Annotated in this window: 19 protein-coding genes, 1 tRNA gene and 1 other RNA gene; 9 read left to right on the top strand and 12 right to left on the bottom strand. The window is 31.5% G+C overall.

The window, feature by feature from the left end; translation table 11 throughout:
* Positions 1 to 157: 157 nt before the first annotated feature.
* From GCL57_RS06695 to GCL57_RS06685, 3 genes are all read right to left on the bottom strand, one after another.
* Positions 158 to 550 carry a DUF4870 family protein gene (locus GCL57_RS06695; RefSeq protein ID WP_152212585.1) on the bottom strand — a complete coding sequence of 131 codons (393 nt, stop codon included), beginning with the start codon at positions 548 to 550 and terminating at the stop codon, positions 158 to 160.
* Positions 540 to 1,424, bottom strand: coding sequence for a hypothetical protein (locus tag GCL57_RS06690; protein ID WP_152212584.1), 885 nt, complete (start codon positions 1,422 to 1,424; stop codon positions 540 to 542). The genes GCL57_RS06695 and GCL57_RS06690 overlap by 11 nt, the downstream gene beginning before the upstream one ends.
* 74 nt (positions 1,425 to 1,498) lie before the next feature.
* Positions 1,499 to 2,413, bottom strand: a complete 915-nt coding sequence (locus tag GCL57_RS06685) for a ParA family protein (protein WP_152212583.1) — start codon at positions 2,411 to 2,413, stop codon at positions 1,499 to 1,501.
* Positions 2,414 to 2,637: 224 nt separating this feature from the next.
* Between GCL57_RS06685 and GCL57_RS06680 the strand changes: the two genes are divergently transcribed.
* Both GCL57_RS06680 and GCL57_RS06675 read left to right on the top strand, forming a co-directional pair.
* Positions 2,638 to 2,991: a DUF423 domain-containing protein gene (locus tag GCL57_RS06680; RefSeq protein WP_152212582.1), complete on the top strand. Its 354-nt coding sequence runs from the start codon at positions 2,638 to 2,640 to the stop codon at positions 2,989 to 2,991.
* A 30-nt stretch (positions 2,992 to 3,021) separates the two neighbouring features.
* Positions 3,022 to 5,016: an APC family permease gene (locus tag GCL57_RS06675; RefSeq protein ID WP_152212581.1), complete on the top strand. Its 1,995-nt coding sequence runs from the start codon at positions 3,022 to 3,024 to the stop codon at positions 5,014 to 5,016.
* A gap of 8 nt (positions 5,017 to 5,024) precedes the next feature.
* Here GCL57_RS06675 and GCL57_RS06670 read toward each other — a convergent pair whose 3' ends face one another.
* From GCL57_RS06670 to GCL57_RS06660, 3 genes are all read right to left on the bottom strand, one after another.
* Positions 5,025 to 5,462, bottom strand: coding sequence for a macro domain-containing protein (locus GCL57_RS06670; RefSeq protein WP_152212580.1), 438 nt, complete (start codon positions 5,460 to 5,462; stop codon positions 5,025 to 5,027).
* Positions 5,463 to 5,467: 5 nt separating this feature from the next.
* The gene (locus tag GCL57_RS06665) at positions 5,468 to 5,917 is read right to left on the bottom strand and encodes a hypothetical protein (protein WP_152212579.1); all 450 of its coding nucleotides are present in this window, start codon (positions 5,915 to 5,917) and stop codon (positions 5,468 to 5,470) included.
* Between the two features lie 256 nt (positions 5,918 to 6,173).
* Positions 6,174 to 6,250: transfer RNA gene (locus GCL57_RS06660), tRNA-Met, on the bottom strand.
* A gap of 387 nt (positions 6,251 to 6,637) precedes the next feature.
* Here GCL57_RS06660 and GCL57_RS06655 point away from each other — a divergent pair.
* The 3 genes from GCL57_RS06655 to GCL57_RS06645 all read left to right on the top strand — a co-directional run bounded on the left by GCL57_RS06655 (position 6,638) and on the right by GCL57_RS06645 (position 9,412).
* The gene (locus tag GCL57_RS06655) at positions 6,638 to 7,177 is read left to right on the top strand and encodes a cupin domain-containing protein (protein WP_152212578.1); all 540 of its coding nucleotides are present in this window, start codon (positions 6,638 to 6,640) and stop codon (positions 7,175 to 7,177) included.
* Positions 7,178 to 7,271: 94 nt separating this feature from the next.
* On the top strand, positions 7,272 to 8,513 hold the full coding sequence (locus GCL57_RS06650; RefSeq protein WP_152212577.1) for an aminotransferase class I/II-fold pyridoxal phosphate-dependent enzyme: 1,242 nt from the start codon (positions 7,272 to 7,274) through the stop codon (positions 8,511 to 8,513).
* Positions 8,514 to 8,860: 347 nt separating this feature from the next.
* Positions 8,861 to 9,412: a hypothetical protein gene (locus tag GCL57_RS06645; RefSeq protein ID WP_152212576.1), complete on the top strand. Its 552-nt coding sequence runs from the start codon at positions 8,861 to 8,863 to the stop codon at positions 9,410 to 9,412.
* A 43-nt stretch (positions 9,413 to 9,455) separates the two neighbouring features.
* Here the strand turns inward: GCL57_RS06645 and GCL57_RS06640 are convergent, their stop codons facing one another.
* From GCL57_RS06640 to GCL57_RS06630, 3 genes are read right to left on the bottom strand one after another with little or no spacing between them, the layout of a single operon-like run.
* Positions 9,456 to 12,200 carry a DNA topoisomerase 3 gene (locus GCL57_RS06640; protein ID WP_152212575.1) on the bottom strand — a complete coding sequence of 915 codons (2,745 nt, stop codon included), beginning with the start codon at positions 12,198 to 12,200 and terminating at the stop codon, positions 9,456 to 9,458.
* 26 nt (positions 12,201 to 12,226) lie between these two features.
* Positions 12,227 to 12,832, bottom strand: a complete 606-nt coding sequence (locus GCL57_RS06635) for a hypothetical protein (RefSeq protein ID WP_152212574.1) — start codon at positions 12,830 to 12,832, stop codon at positions 12,227 to 12,229.
* Between the two features lie 55 nt (positions 12,833 to 12,887).
* On the bottom strand, positions 12,888 to 13,688 hold the full coding sequence (locus GCL57_RS06630) for an inositol monophosphatase family protein (protein ID WP_161597637.1): 801 nt from the start codon (positions 13,686 to 13,688) through the stop codon (positions 12,888 to 12,890).
* A 99-nt stretch (positions 13,689 to 13,787) separates the two neighbouring features.
* Here GCL57_RS06630 and GCL57_RS06625 point away from each other — a divergent pair, with 99 nt between their 5' ends.
* A complete protein-coding gene (locus tag GCL57_RS06625; protein WP_152212572.1) occupies positions 13,788 to 14,327 on the top strand; it encodes a hypothetical protein in 540 nt (179 codons plus the stop codon).
* Positions 14,328 to 14,347: 20 nt separating this feature from the next.
* Positions 14,348 to 15,022: a hypothetical protein gene (locus GCL57_RS06620; protein ID WP_152212571.1), complete on the top strand. Its 675-nt coding sequence runs from the start codon at positions 14,348 to 14,350 to the stop codon at positions 15,020 to 15,022.
* A 51-nt stretch (positions 15,023 to 15,073) separates the two neighbouring features.
* On the opposite strand, the gene GCL57_RS06615 is transcribed toward GCL57_RS06620, so the two are convergent.
* Complete coding sequence (locus GCL57_RS06615) at positions 15,074 to 15,346, bottom strand: hypothetical protein (RefSeq protein WP_152212570.1); 273 nt, start codon at positions 15,344 to 15,346, stop codon at positions 15,074 to 15,076.
* A 414-nt stretch (positions 15,347 to 15,760) separates the two neighbouring features.
* On the opposite strand from GCL57_RS06615, the gene GCL57_RS06610 reads away from it, so the two are divergent.
* Positions 15,761 to 17,419, top strand: a complete 1,659-nt coding sequence (locus GCL57_RS06610) for an NAD-dependent aldehyde dehydrogenase (RefSeq protein WP_152212569.1) — start codon at positions 15,761 to 15,763, stop codon at positions 17,417 to 17,419.
* 112 nt (positions 17,420 to 17,531) lie between these two features.
* Positions 17,532 to 17,894, top strand: a transfer-messenger RNA (tmRNA) gene (gene ssrA, locus GCL57_RS06605).
* A 92-nt stretch (positions 17,895 to 17,986) separates the two neighbouring features.
* Here the strand turns inward: ssrA and GCL57_RS06600 are convergent.
* Together GCL57_RS06600 and GCL57_RS06595 are read right to left on the bottom strand one after the other, a co-directional pair.
* Positions 17,987 to 18,229 carry a hypothetical protein gene (locus GCL57_RS06600; RefSeq protein WP_152212568.1) on the bottom strand — a complete coding sequence of 81 codons (243 nt, stop codon included), beginning with the start codon at positions 18,227 to 18,229 and terminating at the stop codon, positions 17,987 to 17,989.
* 259 nt (positions 18,230 to 18,488) lie between these two features.
* Complete coding sequence (locus GCL57_RS06595; RefSeq protein ID WP_152212567.1) at positions 18,489 to 19,595, bottom strand: glycosyltransferase; 1,107 nt, start codon at positions 19,593 to 19,595, stop codon at positions 18,489 to 18,491.
* Between the last annotated feature and the right edge of the window lie 321 nt (positions 19,596 to 19,916).

The raw sequence follows: 19,916 nt of genomic DNA, 5'->3' as shown, positions 1-19,916 counted from the left end.
TTATGCATAATGTCAATAATAGATTTCTTCCACAAAATTTTATAACTTTTTTTATTAATAATTTTTCTTAAATGATTGCTTTAGAGAATTAACTAAGATTACATGAGTTTAAGGAGTGGGAGATGAATTAGTTGCAAGGTTTTATTTTGAACTGATATTAGATCTCAGAGCTGGGTGGTAGCTGTTTTGATAGTTTTTTCCAACCTTTATAAGAGCGTATGAGAATTATCAAAGAAGCTATTAAGAAACTTGGAAATGAAAATAGCCAACCAATAAATGGAATAAAACCAAATATATAAGCAATTCCATAAAATAATGCTGCGAACCAAAAAGTTTGAATTTGCCAACGAAAATGTGAATCAAGCCAAGTCTCTCGTGATTTATGTCTAAATATATAATTTATAATGAGAGGTAAGATTAAAAATGTTCCAGCTGTGAACAGAGATAAAAATTGTAGAATATAAACTACTGAAATTATATTTTGATTTGAATTTGTAACAGGTAAATTTCTATCTGTTGAATTAGTTCTTAAATATTCATTATGTTGCATGATCTTCCTCATTTTGCAGAATAGTTGCTCCCATGTGTCTTGTATATCTTGATTCTTGAGATTTTGAAAGAAGTTCAGCTAAATCTGACATTTCTTCAGATATGCTTCGAAAAGCACCTAAGAGACTCCATTTTTCAGTTTGATCAAGTGAGTTAAGATCGAGATTATCAAGTTGTAATTTTATTTTTTCAAGATTTTCAGTGATATTTTTTAAATTTATTTTGTTGTTATGGGTAGCTTTGTTTGGAGATTTTTTATCAGTTTTTAAGGATACTAAATTTCTTAAGGATTTCACGCTAATACTTTGCGGTAAAGATTCTATTATTTGTGAACGGTCTTGAGAAGGTAGTGGGAGCAATGCTTTGAAATGCTCAAAGCCGAAATCGGTGCGTTGATGTGACGTCACATCAAACTCTTGAGCTACACGAATATATTGATTTGCTGTTGTATAATTCATGTTTAATGTATCTTCACAAAAATTTTTCCAGCCCATTTTATTACCTTCAAAAAATCTTTCTTTGATTTCAGCAATAAGTTTTCCTTTTAAGAAAAACGCTTCTGTTTGAGCGTTATCGATACGAGTGAGGAAATTTACATATTCATGTTTATTCCAAGAGTTTCTTTCGGAACGTAATCTATCAAAATTATATTGAATTTTAGTTATTGTATATTCTTTTTCCATTTTATCAATTGAGTCTTCGGAATTTAAATTTAATTCAACATTTGTGCTATGAGATCTTTTTGAGTTTGAGCTTATAGCCTCAACTATGGGTTCTTTGGTGGTTTTTTCAGGGTAAGCTATATTTTCTATTTGATCTGGTTCTGTTTTTGTGAACAGCCCTCGTAAAGCTTTTTTAGGTTTTGTCTGATTCATGTAGATTTTCCTTCATTATAATTTTTTATTAAATGAGAGTAAAAATTTTTGAGTTGATGTGACGTCACATCAACTCAAACGACAACGGTATCGATAGTTATTATATCTTTTTGATTTCGAGTGTTGTTTTGAATGCTTTGTAAACAAACTTCTTTGCCTAAAGCAATATAGTCAATTGCTCCTGTACAAGATGGATCATAGGTTAGAACGGATTTTCTTGCTTTAGCAGCTTCTGCGAGTTTTACATTTTGTCGAATGCAGGTTGTAAAAATGCAATTTTTCAGCTCTTCCAATGTATTTACTTTATCTACAATTTCTCTTGAAAGTTTTGTTCTTGAGTCAAACATCGTGACGACTAAACCTGTGATCTTTAATTTAGGGTTTAATTCTTCTTTGATAAGTGAAATTGTTTCAAGTAATAGATTTAAACCATCAAAGGCAAATGGATGTGCTTGAAGAGCAATATGAACTTCATTTGATGCATTTAAGGCATTAATACTTAATAATCCCAAACTTGGTGGTGTATCAATAATAATAAAGTCATATAAATTATGTAGTGGAATAAGTGTTTTTTTAAGGCGATTCTCTCTCCCTATTTCTCCAGCCATTCTACTTTCAAATTCAGAGAGATCTATGGAAGCTGGTGCAATGTGGAGATTTTCATATTGGGTTTCAAGTATAACATCTTCTAAATTTGTTTTTTTGGGTTCAACAATTAAGTCAAAAATACTTTTTTCAATTTCAGAAACTTCTATTCCGAGGCCAGATGTTGCATTGCATTGAGAGTCCAGATCTATTACGAGCACTCTTTGACCCAGTTTTGCAATTGCAGTTGCAACATTAATAACGGTTGTTGTTTTGCCGCATCCTCCTTTTTGATTGCATACTGAAATAATTCTTACACTTTGTGGACGTTCATAGTTTTTAAATTCTGATTTTGGGATATTTGATTTTGTTGCGCCGACTCTTTTTATTTTTTTATCTGACATGGAGGCTCCTTAAATTAGATAAAATATAGTTATAAAACTACTGTCTGCTTTATCAATTCTATTTTATATTGAAATCAATTGAGGTTGTGCAATGATAAATGCTCCCTTAATAAATAATATACTTTGCAAATAAAATTTGTTGTTTTTATTTACTTGCTCAGTTGAAAACCAAATATCGTCAAAATTTTGACGTATCGATATTATCTTACTTTAAAGGAACACGCATGTTTTACCCAAAACTATTTTCTGTTTTAGGACTTTTAGGAGTAGCACTTGGAGCTTTTGGTGCTCATGGATTAAAAAATAAGGTTTCTCCAGAATATTTGGAGAACTGGAAAACAGCTACACTTTATCTTTTTATTCATATTTTAGCAGGACTTATATCATATTATGTGACAGATAAAAATAGATCACAATTATTTTTTGCAATCGGGTGTATGATATTCTCAGGTTCATTATTTTTACTAGTATTATTAAATCTCCCAATTCTTGGAGCTATCACTCCCATTGGGGGAGTTTCTTTTATGTTAGGTTGGGTGTTTTTATTTTTTGATATTAACAAAAAAAAGTTAATTTAATTATTTAGTTTAAGTTTGATAAGAGGATTTATGGATCAAAATCAAAAAAATAAATCTGTGAAAAGTGTTGAGACACAGTCTCACCCATTTATTTCTAAGATGTCGTATTTTTTAACAAAGAGTTTTCACTTTAAAAATGATTCTTCGCCGGAAAAAGTAGAAAAAACACATCATTGGTTTAGTGTATTATGTTTAACTGGCGTGGATTATTTTTCAACATTAGCTTATCAGCCAGGCATAGCGCTTATGGCAGTAGCTGCGCTCGCTCCATTTTCGACATTGCTGCTTATTTTATTAACTTTATTTGGTGCTGTTCCAACTTATATAGAAGTTTCTAAACGCTCTTATACTGGACAAGGCTCTATAGCCATGCTCGAGAATTTATTGAGTGGATGGAGCGGAAAATTTGTTGTTCTTGGTTTGATTGCTTTTGCTGTAACAGATTTCTTTATAACGATAACTCTTTCTGCTTCTGATGCGGCTTCACATATTATTGAAAATCCACTTTTAAATGTTTATTTAGGTCATTCTATTTTAAATATTTCCATTTATTTAATTATTTTATTAGGTGTTGTCTTTTTTATTGGCTTTAAAGAAGCCATAAATGTTGCAATTGCAAGTACAATCCCATTTTTAATTTTAACATTAATTGTAATTTGTAGAGCTACCTTTGTGATCATTGATGATCCTTATTTAATCTACCATTGGATTTCTGATCCTATCTTTAAAGTAGATTGGTTTGGTCTGTTTGTTATTTCAGCATTGGCATTTCCTAAGCTTGCGCTGGGTTTAAGTGGTTTTGAAACTGGCGTTTCGGTTATGCCGCTAATCGATAATGGTAAAGGAGTTGACGCTGTTCAGCGTCCTCCTATGAAAAGAATTGCAGGGACAAAAAAATTGTTACTTTGTTCTGCGATTATTATGTCAATTTATTTAATTGCTTCAAGTGTTGTTACTTCAATTTTATTAAAACAATCACAAGTAATGGATGGAGCTGAGGCTTCTGGACGTGCATTATCTTATTTAGCGCATAAGTATATAGGGAATATATTTGGAACGGTTTATGATATTAGCACTATCATAATTCTATGGTTTGCTGGTGCTTCGGCAATGGCTGGACTTTTGAATGTTATTCCACGCTATTTACCAAGATTTGGAATGGCTCCACGTTGGGTAGAGGTCAGGCGCCCATTGGTTGTATTAATTACGCTAATAAGTGTCGCAATATTAATTATTTTTCAAGCAAACGTAAATGCTCAAGCCGGAGCTTATGCGACTGGAGTGCTTGCTCTGATTCTATCAGCCTCTGTAGCTGTTGCACTCTCTCTAAAAAAAGATGCTAAGCTTCAAAAAGATTTCAAGATTAGAATTAAATCATACTATTTTTGGCTTGTATCTGCTGTTTTTCTTTTTACATTAATTGATAATGTAAACTCTCGTCCTGATGGACTTGTCATTGCTTTTATATTCTTTCTTGCCATTCTTTTTGCAAGTGCAGTCAGCAGATGGAGGCGTGCCTTTGAATTAAGAGTGGAATCTCATAAATTTATGAACGATGAATCTGTAGCCCTTTGGACTTCAATTACGGACAAAAAAGTAAATCTTGTGCCCATTTCTTCTGGTGACAAGAAATGGTTTAAGCGTAAAGAAGAAAAAATTAAAAGATTTTATAAATGTACTGAGCCATTAGCATTTTTAACTGTTTCTTTAAGAGATGATCGAAGTGAATTTGTAGCCCCTTTATTTATTAAAGTTTTAAAAATGGAAGATAATTCTGAGAATTTTTTAATTGAGGTTTCAGGAGCTGTCGCTATACCGAATACAGTTGCTTATATTAGTGAGCAAATAGATCCTATAGCAATTTATTTAGGACTGGCTCGAAAGAATGCAATGGAACAAGCTATATTTTATGTATTATTTGGTGAAGGAGAAATTGGTATTATTACTTATAAGGTTCTTGTCCAATATTGGGAGTCAACTGAGGAAGATGATGTAAGACCTGTCCTATTCTTAATGTCTGAATAAAAAATATTTTAATTATTTTTAAAGAAATAGATTGTAATTGGATAATCTTGAAAAGTATTCTTTAGCTCCTGTTCAAGCCAATGTTTAGGGACGCCCTCAATTTCTGGAATTGCTATTGTTAAAATATTTTGCTTTTTACATTGTTGCATAAGAGAGTTTATTACTTCTTTCATAGAATCCTGTTTTAAACGCTCTTGCCAATTATTCCTAATTGTTAATGTAACAATGCTTTTTGTACCAAAAAGAGCATCGATTGAGTGATAATATGCTTTATATGGGATAAACTGTTTTCTTAGACATGTTCTTGCATATTCTCTATAATAATTTGGCCAAACTTTCTTAATTTTCTTTGATAATAAATCGTGCGATAAGCCAATACAATTGATTGGATGTGCAATTGCTTCTGGGTAAAGATCAAATATATTGTCTACTTCTATAAATTTCATAAGACTCACTTAGGTTTTTTTATGCGTAATGAAATTAAGTTAACAATTGTTGATAATAAAGAGGCCCCTCCACCTACCCAGAGTCCATAACCCACTTTAATTTGACTTGCAGACAGAGAAACAACGCCGAACATTTCAGTCGGGAGGCTTTTGGCAATCATCGTTTGGTATGAAATTCTAATAATTTCATACAAGTATACTCCAAGTAACAATAATGAGGCTGTGAGTGAGAGAAATAAGAATAATTTTCTTAGCTTATCTGTTTTAAATAAAATAAATGAGAATAGAATAAGGCAGAAAGAAGCAATGAATATAATATAAGTAGGTTTGTCTCCAATATCAATACCTGTTTTTGAGCCTACCCCATAAGACATCCATGGGAGTAGGGGGGATAGAAGAGAAAGAAATCCACAACTGTTGTTAAAATAGAGTTTCAAACGGTTGCTTTTTTCCATTTTTGCAAGCCTTTTATAAGGGGTGGTGCATGAATGTGTAAAAATGACTCATTCAGAATGACGTTAACCTCTTTCGCATTCAATAATCAAGATCAGGAGTTTACTATCACGTTATAAATAGGAATATTTGTATATAAAAATAAGTTAAAGCTTTTATAACTAATTAATTTTATTTAAAAAAATAAATGAATTTTTTAATTGACTGAAGAAAATAGAATCATACTAGAATATAGTTGAATAATAACAAGAGTATAAATGGTGACAAGGAGTGGACTTGAACCACCGACCTGAGGATTATGAGACCTCCGCTCTAACCAGCTGAGCTACCCTGCCATCGTGAATGAAGCAATTAGTATGAGCATTAGAAAAAGTCAAGCAAAGTTCGGTAAATTTTCCTTCTTTACAAAGATTATCTTTTCTTTATGTAAAAAGAAAGAAAGTTTTATATATTTTAACTAAAATAAATGGTTCTCTTTAAAAGATATTTATTTCAAGAATTCTCTTGGTATGATTTATTGACTCATTAAAATAAATAGAGTAACTTAAGTGATTTAAGGTTAATTGATTTATTTACATAAATACTGTAATTAATGCAATATCTTTAAAAGGTAAAATACTCTACTCTTTGTTTTAAGTAAAGGAATAAAAAACAAATGAAGCCTAGATGAAGTTTAAAATATAAAATTTTATTGCAAATAATTTTTTTAAGGATGAAAAAATATGCATAAATCAAGACTAATTGTTGTCGATAATTTAAAAAATAATTCTTCGGCAATAGCTGAGGATAGTTATATTGAGCCTACTGTCATTTTAGAAGATGGTCATAAAATTACTGAGCTTTGGTATTGCGATAAAACTCCATGTGAGCCTTTTGGTAAGAGAGATTTTTTAGAAAATTTTAATTTTAATATTAAGCCTGGAGCCCTCCATTTTATTAAAACTATTTTTCCTCCTTTCAATGAGATTAAATCTTATGCAAAAGAGAGAGCTTGTATATTAAATAAAGAAACTTTTGGAATGCACAGCACGACAACTCTTGATTTTGCAATTGTCCTTAAAGGAGAAATGGAAATGCATTCTGAAAATGGTTTTATTAAACTCAATGAAGGCGATTGTCTTGTTCAAAAAGCAACTATACATGGTTGGATAAATACAGGGAATGAACCTGCAGTTATGGTTTTCGTAATGGTAGGAGCGCATACTCCAGAATTATTTAAAGTAAAGTCATTTGAGCATCCTGTATCTGGGAAAAAAATATAATATTGTTTTTTATTATAAGAAATAACCATTAAATAATCTCATATTTAATAAAAAAACTTACATTGAATATAAACTCTCTTCATGGAGAAGCATTATGCAACAAAAGAGTAACAATGATAATTGGCAAAAGAAAAAAATAATAAATTCAAAATCGCATCAAAAGATAGCATTTAAAACTATTAATGATTCTATTGTAATAAAAAGGGAAAAAGGCAGAAAAATATATTTAGAAAATGGTGAAATATTAAAAGATTTTGGATCATGTTCGTATTTTGGTTTAGATTTAGATGAAAGAGTCATAAAAGCGTCACAAAATGATTTAGAGCAATTAGGAGTAAATTTTGCTATTGCTAGAACGCGTTTAAGAGTCAAAAGCTTTATTCTGCTTGAGGATTTACTTTCTGAAATTTATTGCCAATCGCATGTTACATTATTTTCTTCTCTGCATATTACTCATCTCGGTTTTATCCCACTCCTTTCCTCAGGTGAAATGCCGAGCTTTCCAGTTAAAGAGAATGGTGTTTATTTTATTGTGGATAAAACAGCGCATGCATCCATTCAAATAAATAGAGGGTTGATGGAGCAGTTGGGTACAGTTACTATTATTGATTTTCAGGATAGCAACTGTCTTAGAGACGCATTCCAGTTTGGTTTTAAGAATGGAATGACATCTATTTCATTTTCCGATAGCATTGGTTCTATGGGTGGGATAGCTCCTTTAAATCTTCTTATACAACTTGCGGAAGAATATAATGGTTATGTTTATCTAGATGATGCACATGGTTCGTCAGTTTATGGAAAAAATGGTTGCGGATATGTTTTAGATAAACTTAAAAATAAATTTCATGATCGGCTTATATTGGCTTGTTCATTGTCTAAAGGGTTTGGTGCAAATGCAGCAGCACTTGCCTTACCTACTCAAGATGATAAAGAAACATTAAAGCATTTTTGTACTCCTTATTTATTTAGCAATCCTCCAGCTCTTTCAATAGTAAATGCAGCAATTAGATCTGCTCAAATACATCTTTCAAATGAATTAAGTGAACTACAGAATAAGTTATGGGAAAATGTAAGTTATTTTGATTCATTACTTGAAGCGGATTATATTATAAATAGAAAGAATAGAATTCCTATTAGAGGCGTTTTTATAGGCAATGAGGAGAATGCTATTTATTTAACAAAGATATTAAGGGAAAAAGGCTTTTTTGTTTTAACAGCGATGTATCCAACAGTAAGTAAAGGAAAAAGTATATTAAGGCTTGCAATAGCTTCTGATCATAAAAAAGAAGACATTTACCTTATTTGCCAATTAATTAAAGAGTTTAAAAGTATCTAAGTTAAGCGAAGTAAAAATCTATTTGAAATAAACTATAAAAGATAAAATATCCCCTTAAAAAATACTTTTGCACCATTTCAAAAGGCTTTGAATAGAACTTTTGGATGGTATAAATCTGATAAATATAAAATAAAATAAATTTTTTTCTGATTTCTGTAGAATGTCATTTGGAAAAATATACTATAAGAAAATAAAAATGGAATAGCTTGATAGAATATTGACCTCGAATTATAAATTAGAAGATTCTACAGTTAGGTATTCAAATAATGGATACCTAACTAAATAAATAAAATAGGAAATATATTAAACAATTTCCTTTCTTGTATCCTTTATACCTGGAACTTATTATGAAAACCTGTGAAAATATCTTAATATTTAAAAATGAATGTATTAAAAATAGTATTCATGAAATATTACTTAGAAATAAAGCATATGAATATTTTCATTATATTGATCCAAATGTAGTCAATATGAAAACAGGAGAATGTATAAATTTAGGTATCGATAAAATTGGTTTAACCGATTACTATGTAACAATGAATTATTTTAAAAGAGATCCTTTTTTAAAGCAAATAAAATATACAAGGATGCAAACCTATCACTATAAAGAACTCGAAATGAGTCAAATCAAAATGTTCAATAGCAATGTTCGTGTAGGAGTGTTCCTAAATCATGAGAGAAGTCGTCTTTTTAATGTTCATAACGGTATGTATAGAGCAATTCAACTAAATAATATTTATTGTTTTGTTTGTCTTTATGGACGTGATAAAAAAGATTTTCTTTTTGAAATTGATTTTAATTCATGTACAAAAAATGGGCAGTGGTTTAAAAAGCTCGAGCATGAGATGATCGAAGTTATGAAAAAACATTTATTTTTTATTACCTCACTCCTCAATTAAAAAAAGGCTTTAAAATTTAATTAAGCCTTTTTTTAATTATCCTTCATACGGATTCCGATACATTTTCAGTTTTTTTAGATTTCTTTACTACCTTAGCTTTGTTAGTTGATTTTTTAGAAGTTTTTTTAGATTTTTCCAGTTCATTATCACCAAGTAGGGCTTTTCGAGAAACAAATTTAAATTCAAAATTACCATTTTCCTTTAAATGTAAAGCTGCTGCAAAAGGCCTTCCTTTCTTTGATTTAAAGTCAGCAATGGGAGGTGTTGAACCGGTGAGTATAAATGATTTGTAATCTTCAAGAGTCATCTCTCTGCCGCACAGAATACGTGGCATACGAGAAATGAGGCGTTTGACTTTTTTTGGTTTAGTTACTTTTTTCTTTTTTTCTTCAGTATCTTCTGAGGTCTTTTTACTTTTTCTTTTAGGTTTAACTGCTTCTACATTTACTTCAGTTGGTTGTACACCAAACTCACATAAATAAGCCATTTCTGTTACTTTCACAGTTCCCGGCATTTTTAAGAAAGTTTCATTAAGAAGTTCTTCATGTAGTACAACAGCATCGTATCCAGTTGCTGATTCTTTGGGTTCACCCTTTTCATCACAAAAGATAATACCTTTAATAGGTGAAACAGTAAGAAATTCTTCGTAATGCGAAGTGCCTGATGAATTACTAAACTCAAATGGGCCCACAATCTTATTATTTAATACTTCTTCGATAACACTGCGATCAATGTAACGCTGACTTTTTTCTTTCCAAATTATGAAATTACATTGATCAGGAGTTGTTTCTTTTGAGTTACCTGCTCTGTTGCATTTATAGCCCCAAAAACCTTCAAAAACTTTTCCTATTTTACAAACAGGACATGCACCAAGAGGAGGATCGTTTTTATAAATGGCGTCGTATTCAAAAGTTCGTGCTTTGTCTACGATTGTTGATGTGAAATCAAACATATTTTGCATAAAATCTGACCGTTTTTCTTGACCCTTTTCCATTTTACGCAAACCAGCTTCGATTTCTCCTGTGAGGTCTACTTTTGATAATATATCAATTGGTATACGGTTTAATACATCAACTAGGCGAATTCCTTTAGATGTGGCTTTGAGTGCTTTGCCATAACGGCTTACATACTCTTTAGATATAAGATTTTCTATTATATCTGCACGCGTAGCTGGGGTTCCTATACCTTTGTCTTTTAATACTTCAGCAATTTCTTCATCAATAACTGATTTTCCGCAGTGTTCCATGAGAGAAAGAAGTTTTGCTTCGGTATAGCGTGGTGGAGGCTTGGTTGCGTTCTGAATTGGATCAATGCTTTCGGATTGCACTGAGGTCTGTTCTTCTGAGTTTTTTTCATTTAATTTAGGGAGCTTACTTTCTTCTTCAGTGTCAAGTCCATACACTTCACGCCATCCGGGCTCTTGTAAATCTTGTACTCGAGTTCTAAAACTTTGTTCACCAACTGCTGTTATTCTCTCTACCTTTGCCCAAATTGCATGTGACATAAATGCAGCAAAAAACCTCTTTAAGACGAGGTCAAATATACGTGCATCATCTCCGTCTAATTTTTCAGAAGGGAATTGTCCCGTTGGGATAATTGCAAAGTGATCAGATACGTGTTTATTATTAAAAACTCTTTCTTTATTTAATAACCCAATTTTTAGTATTTTTTGGCATGCTTTTGAATATTCAGTTGGTATTGCTGAATATTCTTTAAGAATGTTTTTAACATTATCAACATAATCTTCAGGTAAATAACGTGAATCTGTACGAGGATATGTTAATAATTTATGCTTTTCATACAGACGCTGAGCAGCCTGTAAAGTTCTGGATGCTGGCATGCCAAATTTACGATTTGCTTCTCTTTGTAATAGAGTTAAATCAAATAATTGAGGTGCAATTTCTTTTGATTCTTTTCTTGTTTCACTCGCTTTAGCATGATCTTTATTTGCATTAAAGTTTTTTAGTATTTCGTCCAACTTCTGTTGAGAAAAGATACGATCTTCTTTTTCGCGTGTGTTTATGATTTCTTCATCATCTGAATGAGATTTTTTAAATTTAGGATCAAACCAAAGTCCTGAGTATTCATGAGTTGGAGTTGAAAAGCGTCCTTCAAGATTAAAAAAAGGTTCAGGTCTATGTTTTAAGTAGTCAAGTTCTCTTTTTGCAATGAGTGCAAGTGTGGGTGTTTGAACTCTTCCAACAGACCAAACTCCTTTTGTATTTCGAGTTTTCAATCTTTTTGTAACAGCGCGTGTTGCGTTCATACCAATCAGCCAATCACTTTCAGCTCGACAACGTGCTGCATCTCCTAAATTATCATAATCATGACCAGGTTTTAAAGTTTGAAACTCCTTACGAATAGATTCAGGAGTCATACTTTGTAACCAAATTCTTTTAAATGGCTTTTTTATTGTACAAAAATCATATATTTCTCGGAAAATAAGTTCACCCTCTCTCCCAGCATCGCATGCATTTATTATTCCCGAAACATCTGATTTTTTAGCTAAGCTTTTAATATGATTAAGCCGTTCAGTTTGACCTTTTTTAGGTTTATATTGAAACTCTTGTGGAAGAATTGGCAGATCTTGTAAAAGCCATCTTTTGTATTTGGGATCAAGTTCTTCTGGTTCAAGCAATTCAAGTAAATGTCCTACCGCCCATGTGATGTAGTATTTTGGAGACTCATAGTGGTCGCCCTTTTTTTCGAATCCACCAAGTGCTTTTGCTAAATCACCAGCTACGGATGGTTTTTCTGTCACGACGAGCCACTTTGAAGCTTTATCCATATCTCACCTTGTATCTGCGACTCTTTTTAAGGAGGAGTCATTTTCTGTAGTATGTTTTGCCCCAAATCAACAGCATCTGAAGAAGATGACTTTGTTAAAGTGAGTGCAGTTGAAATTAACGCTGCTTTGTAATCTGAGTTTGGAACTGAAAGTAAAACCCAGATTACATAAAACTTTTCTAGTCCATTGTCAGTATCCTTTTGGCGATACTCCCAATATATAGCTTTTGGCAAGACAGGTTTAAAGTTGATTGTTAACCTATTCTTGCTAACAGCCTCAGAAAGCTCATTGACGAGTGAGTTTCTCTCTTTATTTGAAATATTGGAAGAGGCAGGCAGAAAGTTCAGTAAAGTTTTTTGAACTTTTTCCATTACTAAAAAAGAAGTTTGGATTTGAGCAGCAGCCTGAATTTGTTTAATTCCCAAATTTAAATTGTAAACATCATTCTTCTTGAAAGTAAAATGAATAGATTCGTGATCTGTGCTCTGCCAGTTTTCTTGTGCCCATTTTGGAGTTATTTGTTCACTTTTTTCAATGGTAACTTCTTTATCTGTTAGTGAAATGCATCCGTTTGTTAAAGCTAAAGTAGCCATAAAAATCGTTTTGAAAATGAACGAGTATATATATTTCATAACGACTCCTATATTATTTGCCTATATAATAAGCAATATTAGCCATTCTTGTACTTTAAGCAAATCCTTTGGTGAGTTCAAGTATATCTGAACAGTTTATAGGCATATTTTTCTCATCGGTAGAATAAGCTACACTGCTGCCTCGTTTTAATTCCTTGTTTTCGTCCCAGCTTTGAATTGCAAAGCCTGCTTCTGGTAAAATGACATGAAAAGGAGCAACATCCCAAATTTCGACTTTTGGATCAATAAATGCACGTACTGATCCTCTTAAAAGTAAATAGTACCCAAGAGCATCGGGATAAGTACGTGATTTTTTATTTTGACCATAAAGTGTCTGTAAAATTTCGCCCTTCTGTTCGAGGTAAAATCTGTATGGATCTGCCGTTGCTACAATTTCAATATGGTTGCTGCCAAGTAGGGGGGATTTAATATATTTTTCTCCATTAATGTAAGCACCTTTACCTTTTTGAGCGCTCATTGTTATTCCCATTGCAGGTAAGCAAGCGAAACCAATAATTGGTGTTTTCCCTTTAAGCACTGCAATAAGTGAGGAATAAAAAGGGATATTATGGACAAAACTAAATGTCCCATCTATTGGATCTAGAATCCAAGTGTAAGTATCTTCGTCAACTCCAATATCTCCACCCTCTTCTTCACCATAAATAAAATGAGTTGGGTGATTTTGTAAAATAATTTTTCTGAGTTCTTTTTCAATTTTTTGATCTGCTGAGGTTACCCATGATTTATCTGCTTTTAAACTTTGTGGATCGCTACCATGTTTAAACTCAAGGCTCATTTTAGTTGAGATTTCGGAGCACAGTTGAGCCGTTTTGAAGATCATTTCTAGAGATTCCATTTTAAAAATCCTTTCGAGCATATTGCTCAACATCTTTGCGAGTATTAGAGTATCCTCGCACAAAACGCAAAATTGCGTCGCAATGGAGGAATGGATACAATGTCAAATGAGCTTTTACACGAAGGATTGTGTTTTCTCCAAACAAATAGAGCGTTCTTAGGTCGCGAGTTTTTAACTTGGTTGTGGTTTAAGAGTGAAACACAGAATCATAAAATTGCAATTAAACAATTTGAAAGCTTTCACCTTTATATTGATGATAGAATTGTTTTAAGCAGTTCAAGTGGTTCTGTTCGAGAAAATAGTTTAAAAGGAGGAACTCCAGCGTATGCTTATGAAGCTGGAAGTGCTTTGGGATCAGGTAAGCTTGTCCATGAAGCTAAATTTATTTTACAGGATTCTGAAAGACAGTGGAGTTTTTCTATATTAGGCGAAGATCTTTCATTACGTACAATTCGTCTTCCTTCGGTATCTGAAGCAGACTCTAAAGCTCATATATCTCAGAGGATTTTATATACTCAGGTTTTAACTGATTTGATAGATGAGCTTTATAAAGAATATATGAAACTTCGTGTTTCAAAAAATTTCAGTGAAGAGTTATCTAATATTAGATTATGGATAGATAATAAAGTTTCGATCTAGTTAATTTGTGTGGTTAAGAAATGTTGATAAGTTCTTTTAAAAAAGGTATTATAAACTCAATAATTTTAATTTTTTTTATATTATCATGTACGAAAAAAACAGGTCGCAATATTTTATCTCGGAATGAAAATGGATATGAAATTCCTCAAGATATTTTAATTTATAATGAACAGCCTAGCTCTAGCGTTCCTCACTATTTTAAAATGGCAACCTTTGAGTTACATTGGGATGATGGGAAATTAAAATATTCAAAAAATATGACGCGCAGTGGGTTTTCAACTGAAAAAAATCTTCAAGTTTTCAATGATGAATTTCCAGGGATTCCTATCAAAATAATTTCTCCTGAAAATGTACCAAATTCAGATTATAATATATCATTTAAAACTGATTTTAATATAATTTCATGTCGAGGTCTCTTAGTTAAATTAAGTAAAAAAAGCGATTTTATTATAGTAAATAGTTTAAATGTGTCACCTAAAGAATCGTGTATTGTTTTAATAACTGTTTCAACACCAGACAAGTTAAATAAGATAAGTAGAAATTTAGTTTTAACATGGAATAAGGGGAATTCTTATTGGTGTGAAAATAGCTCTTACTTAAATTTTGAATTACATCAATTTTTGGGGAGAACCTCTTGTCAGCAAAAACAAAAACAAAGAAGATTCTCATTTCCAAATGAGAAATGTTATTTTTAATAAAAAAAAGTCAGAGTAGTGTTACTCTGACTTTTTTTTATTAAAAATAACTTATTTTGCTGTCGGTTCTGCAGCTGGAGCGGGTTCAGCCGGAGCAGTTGTTGCTGCAGTTGCAGCACTTGGATCAGCAGCTGGAGCTTGTGCAGCTGCATCAGTACTAGGAGAAGCTGCAGCATTTGGATCAGCAGCTGGGGCTTGTGTAGCAGCATCTGCAGTAGGAGCGGCTTCTGTAGCTGGTGCTTCAGATTTTGAACCACATGTGCTTGTGCAGCTAGAAAGTAAAAGAGCGGAAAGAGTTACGAACGGTATAGCTTTTAACTTCATATCATTTTCTCCATTGAAAAAGAGGGAAAAAGAAAAAGCAGCCACTCACTCTACTTGATAAGTAAACTAAACGTAATGGACTTACTTTTTCCAACTGGGTAACTATAGCGAAATATTATGTGTTATGTAAATAGCAGGGAGCAATTTTTATTTGAAGATGGAATTTAAAAACAATTTTTCTTTTTTTAAAGTCGATGAGACTGTTACGCATTTATATGAGATGAATTTTTTGAAAGATCTATTTTGAAAATGAAATATTAAGTATATGAGCAATTATATTTTTATTGAAAAAATTTAAACTTTACTCTTTAATAAGTTATATTTTGTTCAATCTATTCTTTTAAATCATTTTGTATTATGCTCTTATTATTATATAATATTATTTAATATATTTTGCCATGGGAAGAGTATTTTATGGATGAACGAAAAAAAATTGAGAATCTATTGAGGAATCTTCATGAGAATAAAAATCATTGGGTAGAACTAGGGTTGCAAAAGAAAATAAATTATTTAACTGAAGCCATGAAAAAACTTTTAGCAGAATCTAAACAATGGGCAGATATTTGTGTAAGAGCAAAAGGTTTAGAGTTTAATTCTGAGATTTCTGGACAAGAGCTTTTACTTGGTCCTGCAATAGTGATGAAGCAGATGAGACTTCTTAAAAAAGCATTAATAGCCAAAGGGAGCCCTAGAATACCTAAAATTTATAAATCTAAATCAAATCAATATATAGCTCAGGTGGTGCCTGCAAATTTCTATGACACTATTATTTGGAAAGGATTTAAAGCAGAGGTCAGAATTCAAAAAAGTAAAGAACCTACTCAAGGTTCAATATATAAAACTCAAAAGAATTTGGGTGGATTGAGTCTTGTTCTTGGAGCAGGAAATGTTTCAAGTATTGCTCCTCTTGATGCTTTGCACAAACTATTTTCTGAGGGAAAAGTCTGTATTGTTAAATTAAACCCAGTTAATGATTATTTATTTGAAATATTTAATAAGGTTTTTGAGGATTTAATAAATGATAATTTTCTTTACTTTATTAAAGGCGATGTAGAAATTTCACAATGGCTTTGTGAACATGATCTGATTGAAGATATACATATTACAGGATCGCATAGAACTCATAATAAAATTATTTGGGGAAATGAATTTGGGCCGCTCAGTGAGAATTTAGATTATTCTATTAGTAAGAGAAATTTTAAAAATATTACTTCTGAATTAGGGTGTGTCACTCCTGTTGTTATTGTTCCGGGGGTTTGGAGTGATGAACAGTTAGAGTATCATGCGCAGCAAATTGCGAGTGCAGTGGAAAATAATGCAAGCTTTAACTGTAATGCAATTAAGTTAATTGTGACTTGTAAAGAATGGCAGCAAAGAGCGCTTTTTTTAAATTGCTTACGCAAAGAATTATCTAAATTGAAACCACGAATTGCTTATTATCCAGGAGCTGAGCAGAGGTATAATGAGTATCTAAAAAAATATCCCCAATCTGAGATTTTGGGAGAAAAAAAGAAGAATTGTATTCCTTGGACTCTAATTGCAGATATTAAAGAAACAGATGACAGTTATGCTTTTAGAGAAGAAGCCTTTTGTGGGATTATATCTGAAACAGCATTAAGTGCACATGATATACCTACCTTTATTCAGTTTGCAACAGACTTTTGTAACGAAAAGGTCTGGGGAAGTTTAAGTTGTTCTTTAATTGTTGATCCAGAATCCCGTTCAATTTATGAAAATGAAATTGAAAATTGTATTGATTCCCTTCGTTATGGTTCTATCGGAATAAATTGTTGGTCCGCTTTGTCTTATGCATTTGCTTCGACAACGTGGGGAGCTTACCCAGGGCATACCTTAGAGGATATTCAATCAGGAATAGGTATTGTTCATAATGGATATCTTTTAGATTTCCCTGAAAAATCGATTGTTGAGGCTCCATTTATAGTTTGGCCAAAACCAGTTTGGTTTTATAACAATAAGAATATTCGCAAGATTGGTGAAAAACTAATTAAATTTGAATATTCACAAAATGCTTTCGATTTTTTAAAATTAATTCTTTCTGCGGTAAAGGGATAAAGCTGAAGTTTAAAGATCTTTACAAATTATGAAAACAGCTTGCTAATTAATTAAAATAGAATTAGAATTCGGTTCCCTCAGGATAGGATGTTTTGAGGGATTTAAGTTTTACGGGGGTGAACTGGTCTCGACGGAGAGAGCTGAGCATAAGGAGCATGCAGGGGTTGGTTACAGTACCTCTTCAAAACGCTGTGTCAGCCAGAAGTGGCAACCAAAAACTTACCGCTCTCGCTGCCTAATTAAGCACAGAGCCGGTGACTTGGGTGTGGCAGCACGTGCATCCAAAATCGCCGTTAATTTACGTGCGGGCAATCGTTAGCTTCTGTTCGTAGCTAAGTTTTCCTAATAATCGAACTGGCTTATTTGGTAGGGTGTCTTTTCCCGGCTAATAAGTAAGATTTAAAGAAAGAAGAAGCATGTGGCGCCGATTGTAATTCCTTTCCGGACCCGGGTTCGATCCCCGGCACCTCCACCAAATAAAAAACCCACTCTCATTGAGTGGGTTTTTTATTTGGTGGATATAGTCTGACTTTTTTTAGTCGGTTATGCTTATACTATAAATAGTTTCTATTTCACCACTCCAACTTCAAGTATTGAAATTTTTTCATTTTCAATTGTAAATTTCCAAAATGTATCGAAAGTTCCCAATTCGGCCGACTTAAACTCGGCAAAAACTGTTTTTCCATCATTCTCAATTTTATCAATTGAGAGTATTTGTCCCTGTCCCTTCCCAAAAAATTCGGAATTTGACCATTTTTTAAAATTTTTTACACTTCCGTCATCAGTTAACTTTGCATCTTTTATAAACAAAGAAAACCATTGCTCCTTATTTTTTTCTTCATTGCTGAGAGGGCTTTTTTTACGATTGAATTGGACACTTTTTCAAACATATTTTACCTTTCAAAAAAGAGGCAAGAAGGTTTTATATAGTGAGAGTGTAGCAATTATTAGAATGTTTTGAAATAATGAATATTTAGAAAATGTTTGACAATAAATTTTTTTTAAAGCTTCTCAGAAGGAAATATAAAAAATTATTCAGTGATCTAAAAAGTAAAAATATAAAATTGGTCTATTTAGTAATTTTTAGTACATTGTTTAAAAACTCTCTACAATCATTTTTAAATGATTCTTTTGAAAAGTTATTTATGTAATAATTATAATTTCTTTGGATTACTTCATCTGAAAATTTTGAAACATTTTCTGTTAATACGAAGTTTAGAGAAGATAGGTTTTCAGGTTCGTATATCAATTCTGGTAGGGTAAAATCTTTTAATTCTTTTATTCCTGGTAAAACAAGTGGTTTTTTTAAGGCCATTGCTTCAATGACAACGAGTGGTACTCCTTCATAATGTGAAGTCATGAGAATGATATCAGCATTTGAATAAATTGTATTTAAACTACTCCATGGCAGTATTTTTATTTTTCCTGATTTTACAGATATATGATTTGAGATAATATCATAATCTACGCGATTTCCAACGATATAAAAATTATAGATTTCAGATAAATTAGGAAAAGATTTTATTGCATCGCAAAGAAAAATTTGGTTTTTTTGTTCACAAATTCTTCCAATAAGATAAATATTTTTTTTATTATCAGAAGTATTTCCTCTTTTTTCAATCTGCATTTCATTTTCTGGGAAGAAGTTTTTGATTATATAAAAATCTTCTTTTTTTCTTTTGGTAATCAATAATAACTCTTTTTTCCAGTAATCTGATAAAACTAAGTAATTTTTAGGTAATTTAAATAAAAATTTTATAACTAATTTATTAATTATATTTCTTTTAATACTTTTAAAGTGAAATGGAATGTAAGAAAAAGAGTTAATATTAAAACGTCGAGTGACAAAATGTATAATAGCTGACATTTTTATCGAACCTTGTATAGCAATAACTGTATCAATATTTTCTGATATTAAAATTTTCTTTAAGGAATTACTAAAGAAGAAATAAAAAAAACCTCTTATGAAATCGAATTTTGAATAATTAATTTTATGGAAAATAATTTTGATATTATTAATTTTAAGCAATTCATTGTAAAATTTTTCATTCATTTTATGAATACATATAATCACATTTACAGAATTATTCAATGAAAACTCTTTTATGATTTCGAGAGACATGATTTCGTGTCCGCCAAAATCGATTGTTTGGTTAAAAAACAGAATATTTTTCATTTACTAAATTCCTTTCATGAAGTTTATTCTAAATAATAAGCTTCGTTTTATAAATCAGTCATATAATATTAGATGGAATAGTTCAAGAGCTTAATTATATAAATTTTTATCAATCATTTTGTATTGTTATTTATCTTTGTAATTAATTCAATTGATGTAGCAATTTAAAAAAATATTTAAGCTTCTAATATTGATTTCTTATTTTTTTTATAGTAACTCTATAAGAATTGCTGGTTTGATCTAGCGAATATTACTCAAGTAAAATAAATCTTAATGTGCAATTGTTCATCATATGAACAATTGAAATCTAAATTTTAGTTT

It is taken from the genome of Fluviispira multicolorata (genome assembly GCF_009208585.1).
Lineage (GTDB): Bacteria > Bdellovibrionota_B > Oligoflexia > Silvanigrellales > Silvanigrellaceae > Silvanigrella > Silvanigrella multicolorata.
This window is presented reverse-complemented; position numbering and strand designations above follow the sequence as displayed.

Coding starts and splice junctions, on each gene's coding strand:
- GCL57_RS06695 (WP_152212585.1), bottom strand. CDS start 550: ATGCAACATAATGAATATTTAAGAACTAATTCAACAGATAGAAATTTA.
- GCL57_RS06690 (WP_152212584.1), bottom strand. CDS start 1,424: ATGAATCAGACAAAACCTAAAAAAGCTTTACGAGGGCTGTTCACAAAA.
- GCL57_RS06685 (WP_152212583.1), bottom strand. CDS start 2,413: ATGTCAGATAAAAAAATAAAAAGAGTCGGCGCAACAAAATCAAATATC.
- GCL57_RS06680 (WP_152212582.1), top strand. CDS start 2,638: ATGTTTTACCCAAAACTATTTTCTGTTTTAGGACTTTTAGGAGTAGCA.
- GCL57_RS06675 (WP_152212581.1), top strand. CDS start 3,022: ATGGATCAAAATCAAAAAAATAAATCTGTGAAAAGTGTTGAGACACAG.
- GCL57_RS06670 (WP_152212580.1), bottom strand. CDS start 5,462: ATGAAATTTATAGAAGTAGACAATATATTTGATCTTTACCCAGAAGCA.
- GCL57_RS06665 (WP_152212579.1), bottom strand. CDS start 5,917: ATGGAAAAAAGCAACCGTTTGAAACTCTATTTTAACAACAGTTGTGGA.
- GCL57_RS06655 (WP_152212578.1), top strand. CDS start 6,638: ATGCATAAATCAAGACTAATTGTTGTCGATAATTTAAAAAATAATTCT.
- GCL57_RS06650 (WP_152212577.1), top strand. CDS start 7,272: ATGCAACAAAAGAGTAACAATGATAATTGGCAAAAGAAAAAAATAATA.
- GCL57_RS06645 (WP_152212576.1), top strand. CDS start 8,861: ATGAAAACCTGTGAAAATATCTTAATATTTAAAAATGAATGTATTAAA.
- GCL57_RS06640 (WP_152212575.1), bottom strand. CDS start 12,200: ATGGATAAAGCTTCAAAGTGGCTCGTCGTGACAGAAAAACCATCCGTA.
- GCL57_RS06635 (WP_152212574.1), bottom strand. CDS start 12,832: ATGAAATATATATACTCGTTCATTTTCAAAACGATTTTTATGGCTACT.
- GCL57_RS06630 (WP_161597637.1), bottom strand. CDS start 13,688: ATGGAATCTCTAGAAATGATCTTCAAAACGGCTCAACTGTGCTCCGAA.
- GCL57_RS06625 (WP_152212572.1), top strand. CDS start 13,788: ATGTCAAATGAGCTTTTACACGAAGGATTGTGTTTTCTCCAAACAAAT.
- GCL57_RS06620 (WP_152212571.1), top strand. CDS start 14,348: ATGTTGATAAGTTCTTTTAAAAAAGGTATTATAAACTCAATAATTTTA.
- GCL57_RS06615 (WP_152212570.1), bottom strand. CDS start 15,346: ATGAAGTTAAAAGCTATACCGTTCGTAACTCTTTCCGCTCTTTTACTT.
- GCL57_RS06610 (WP_152212569.1), top strand. CDS start 15,761: ATGGATGAACGAAAAAAAATTGAGAATCTATTGAGGAATCTTCATGAG.
- GCL57_RS06595 (WP_152212567.1), bottom strand. CDS start 19,595: ATGAAAAATATTCTGTTTTTTAACCAAACAATCGATTTTGGCGGACAC.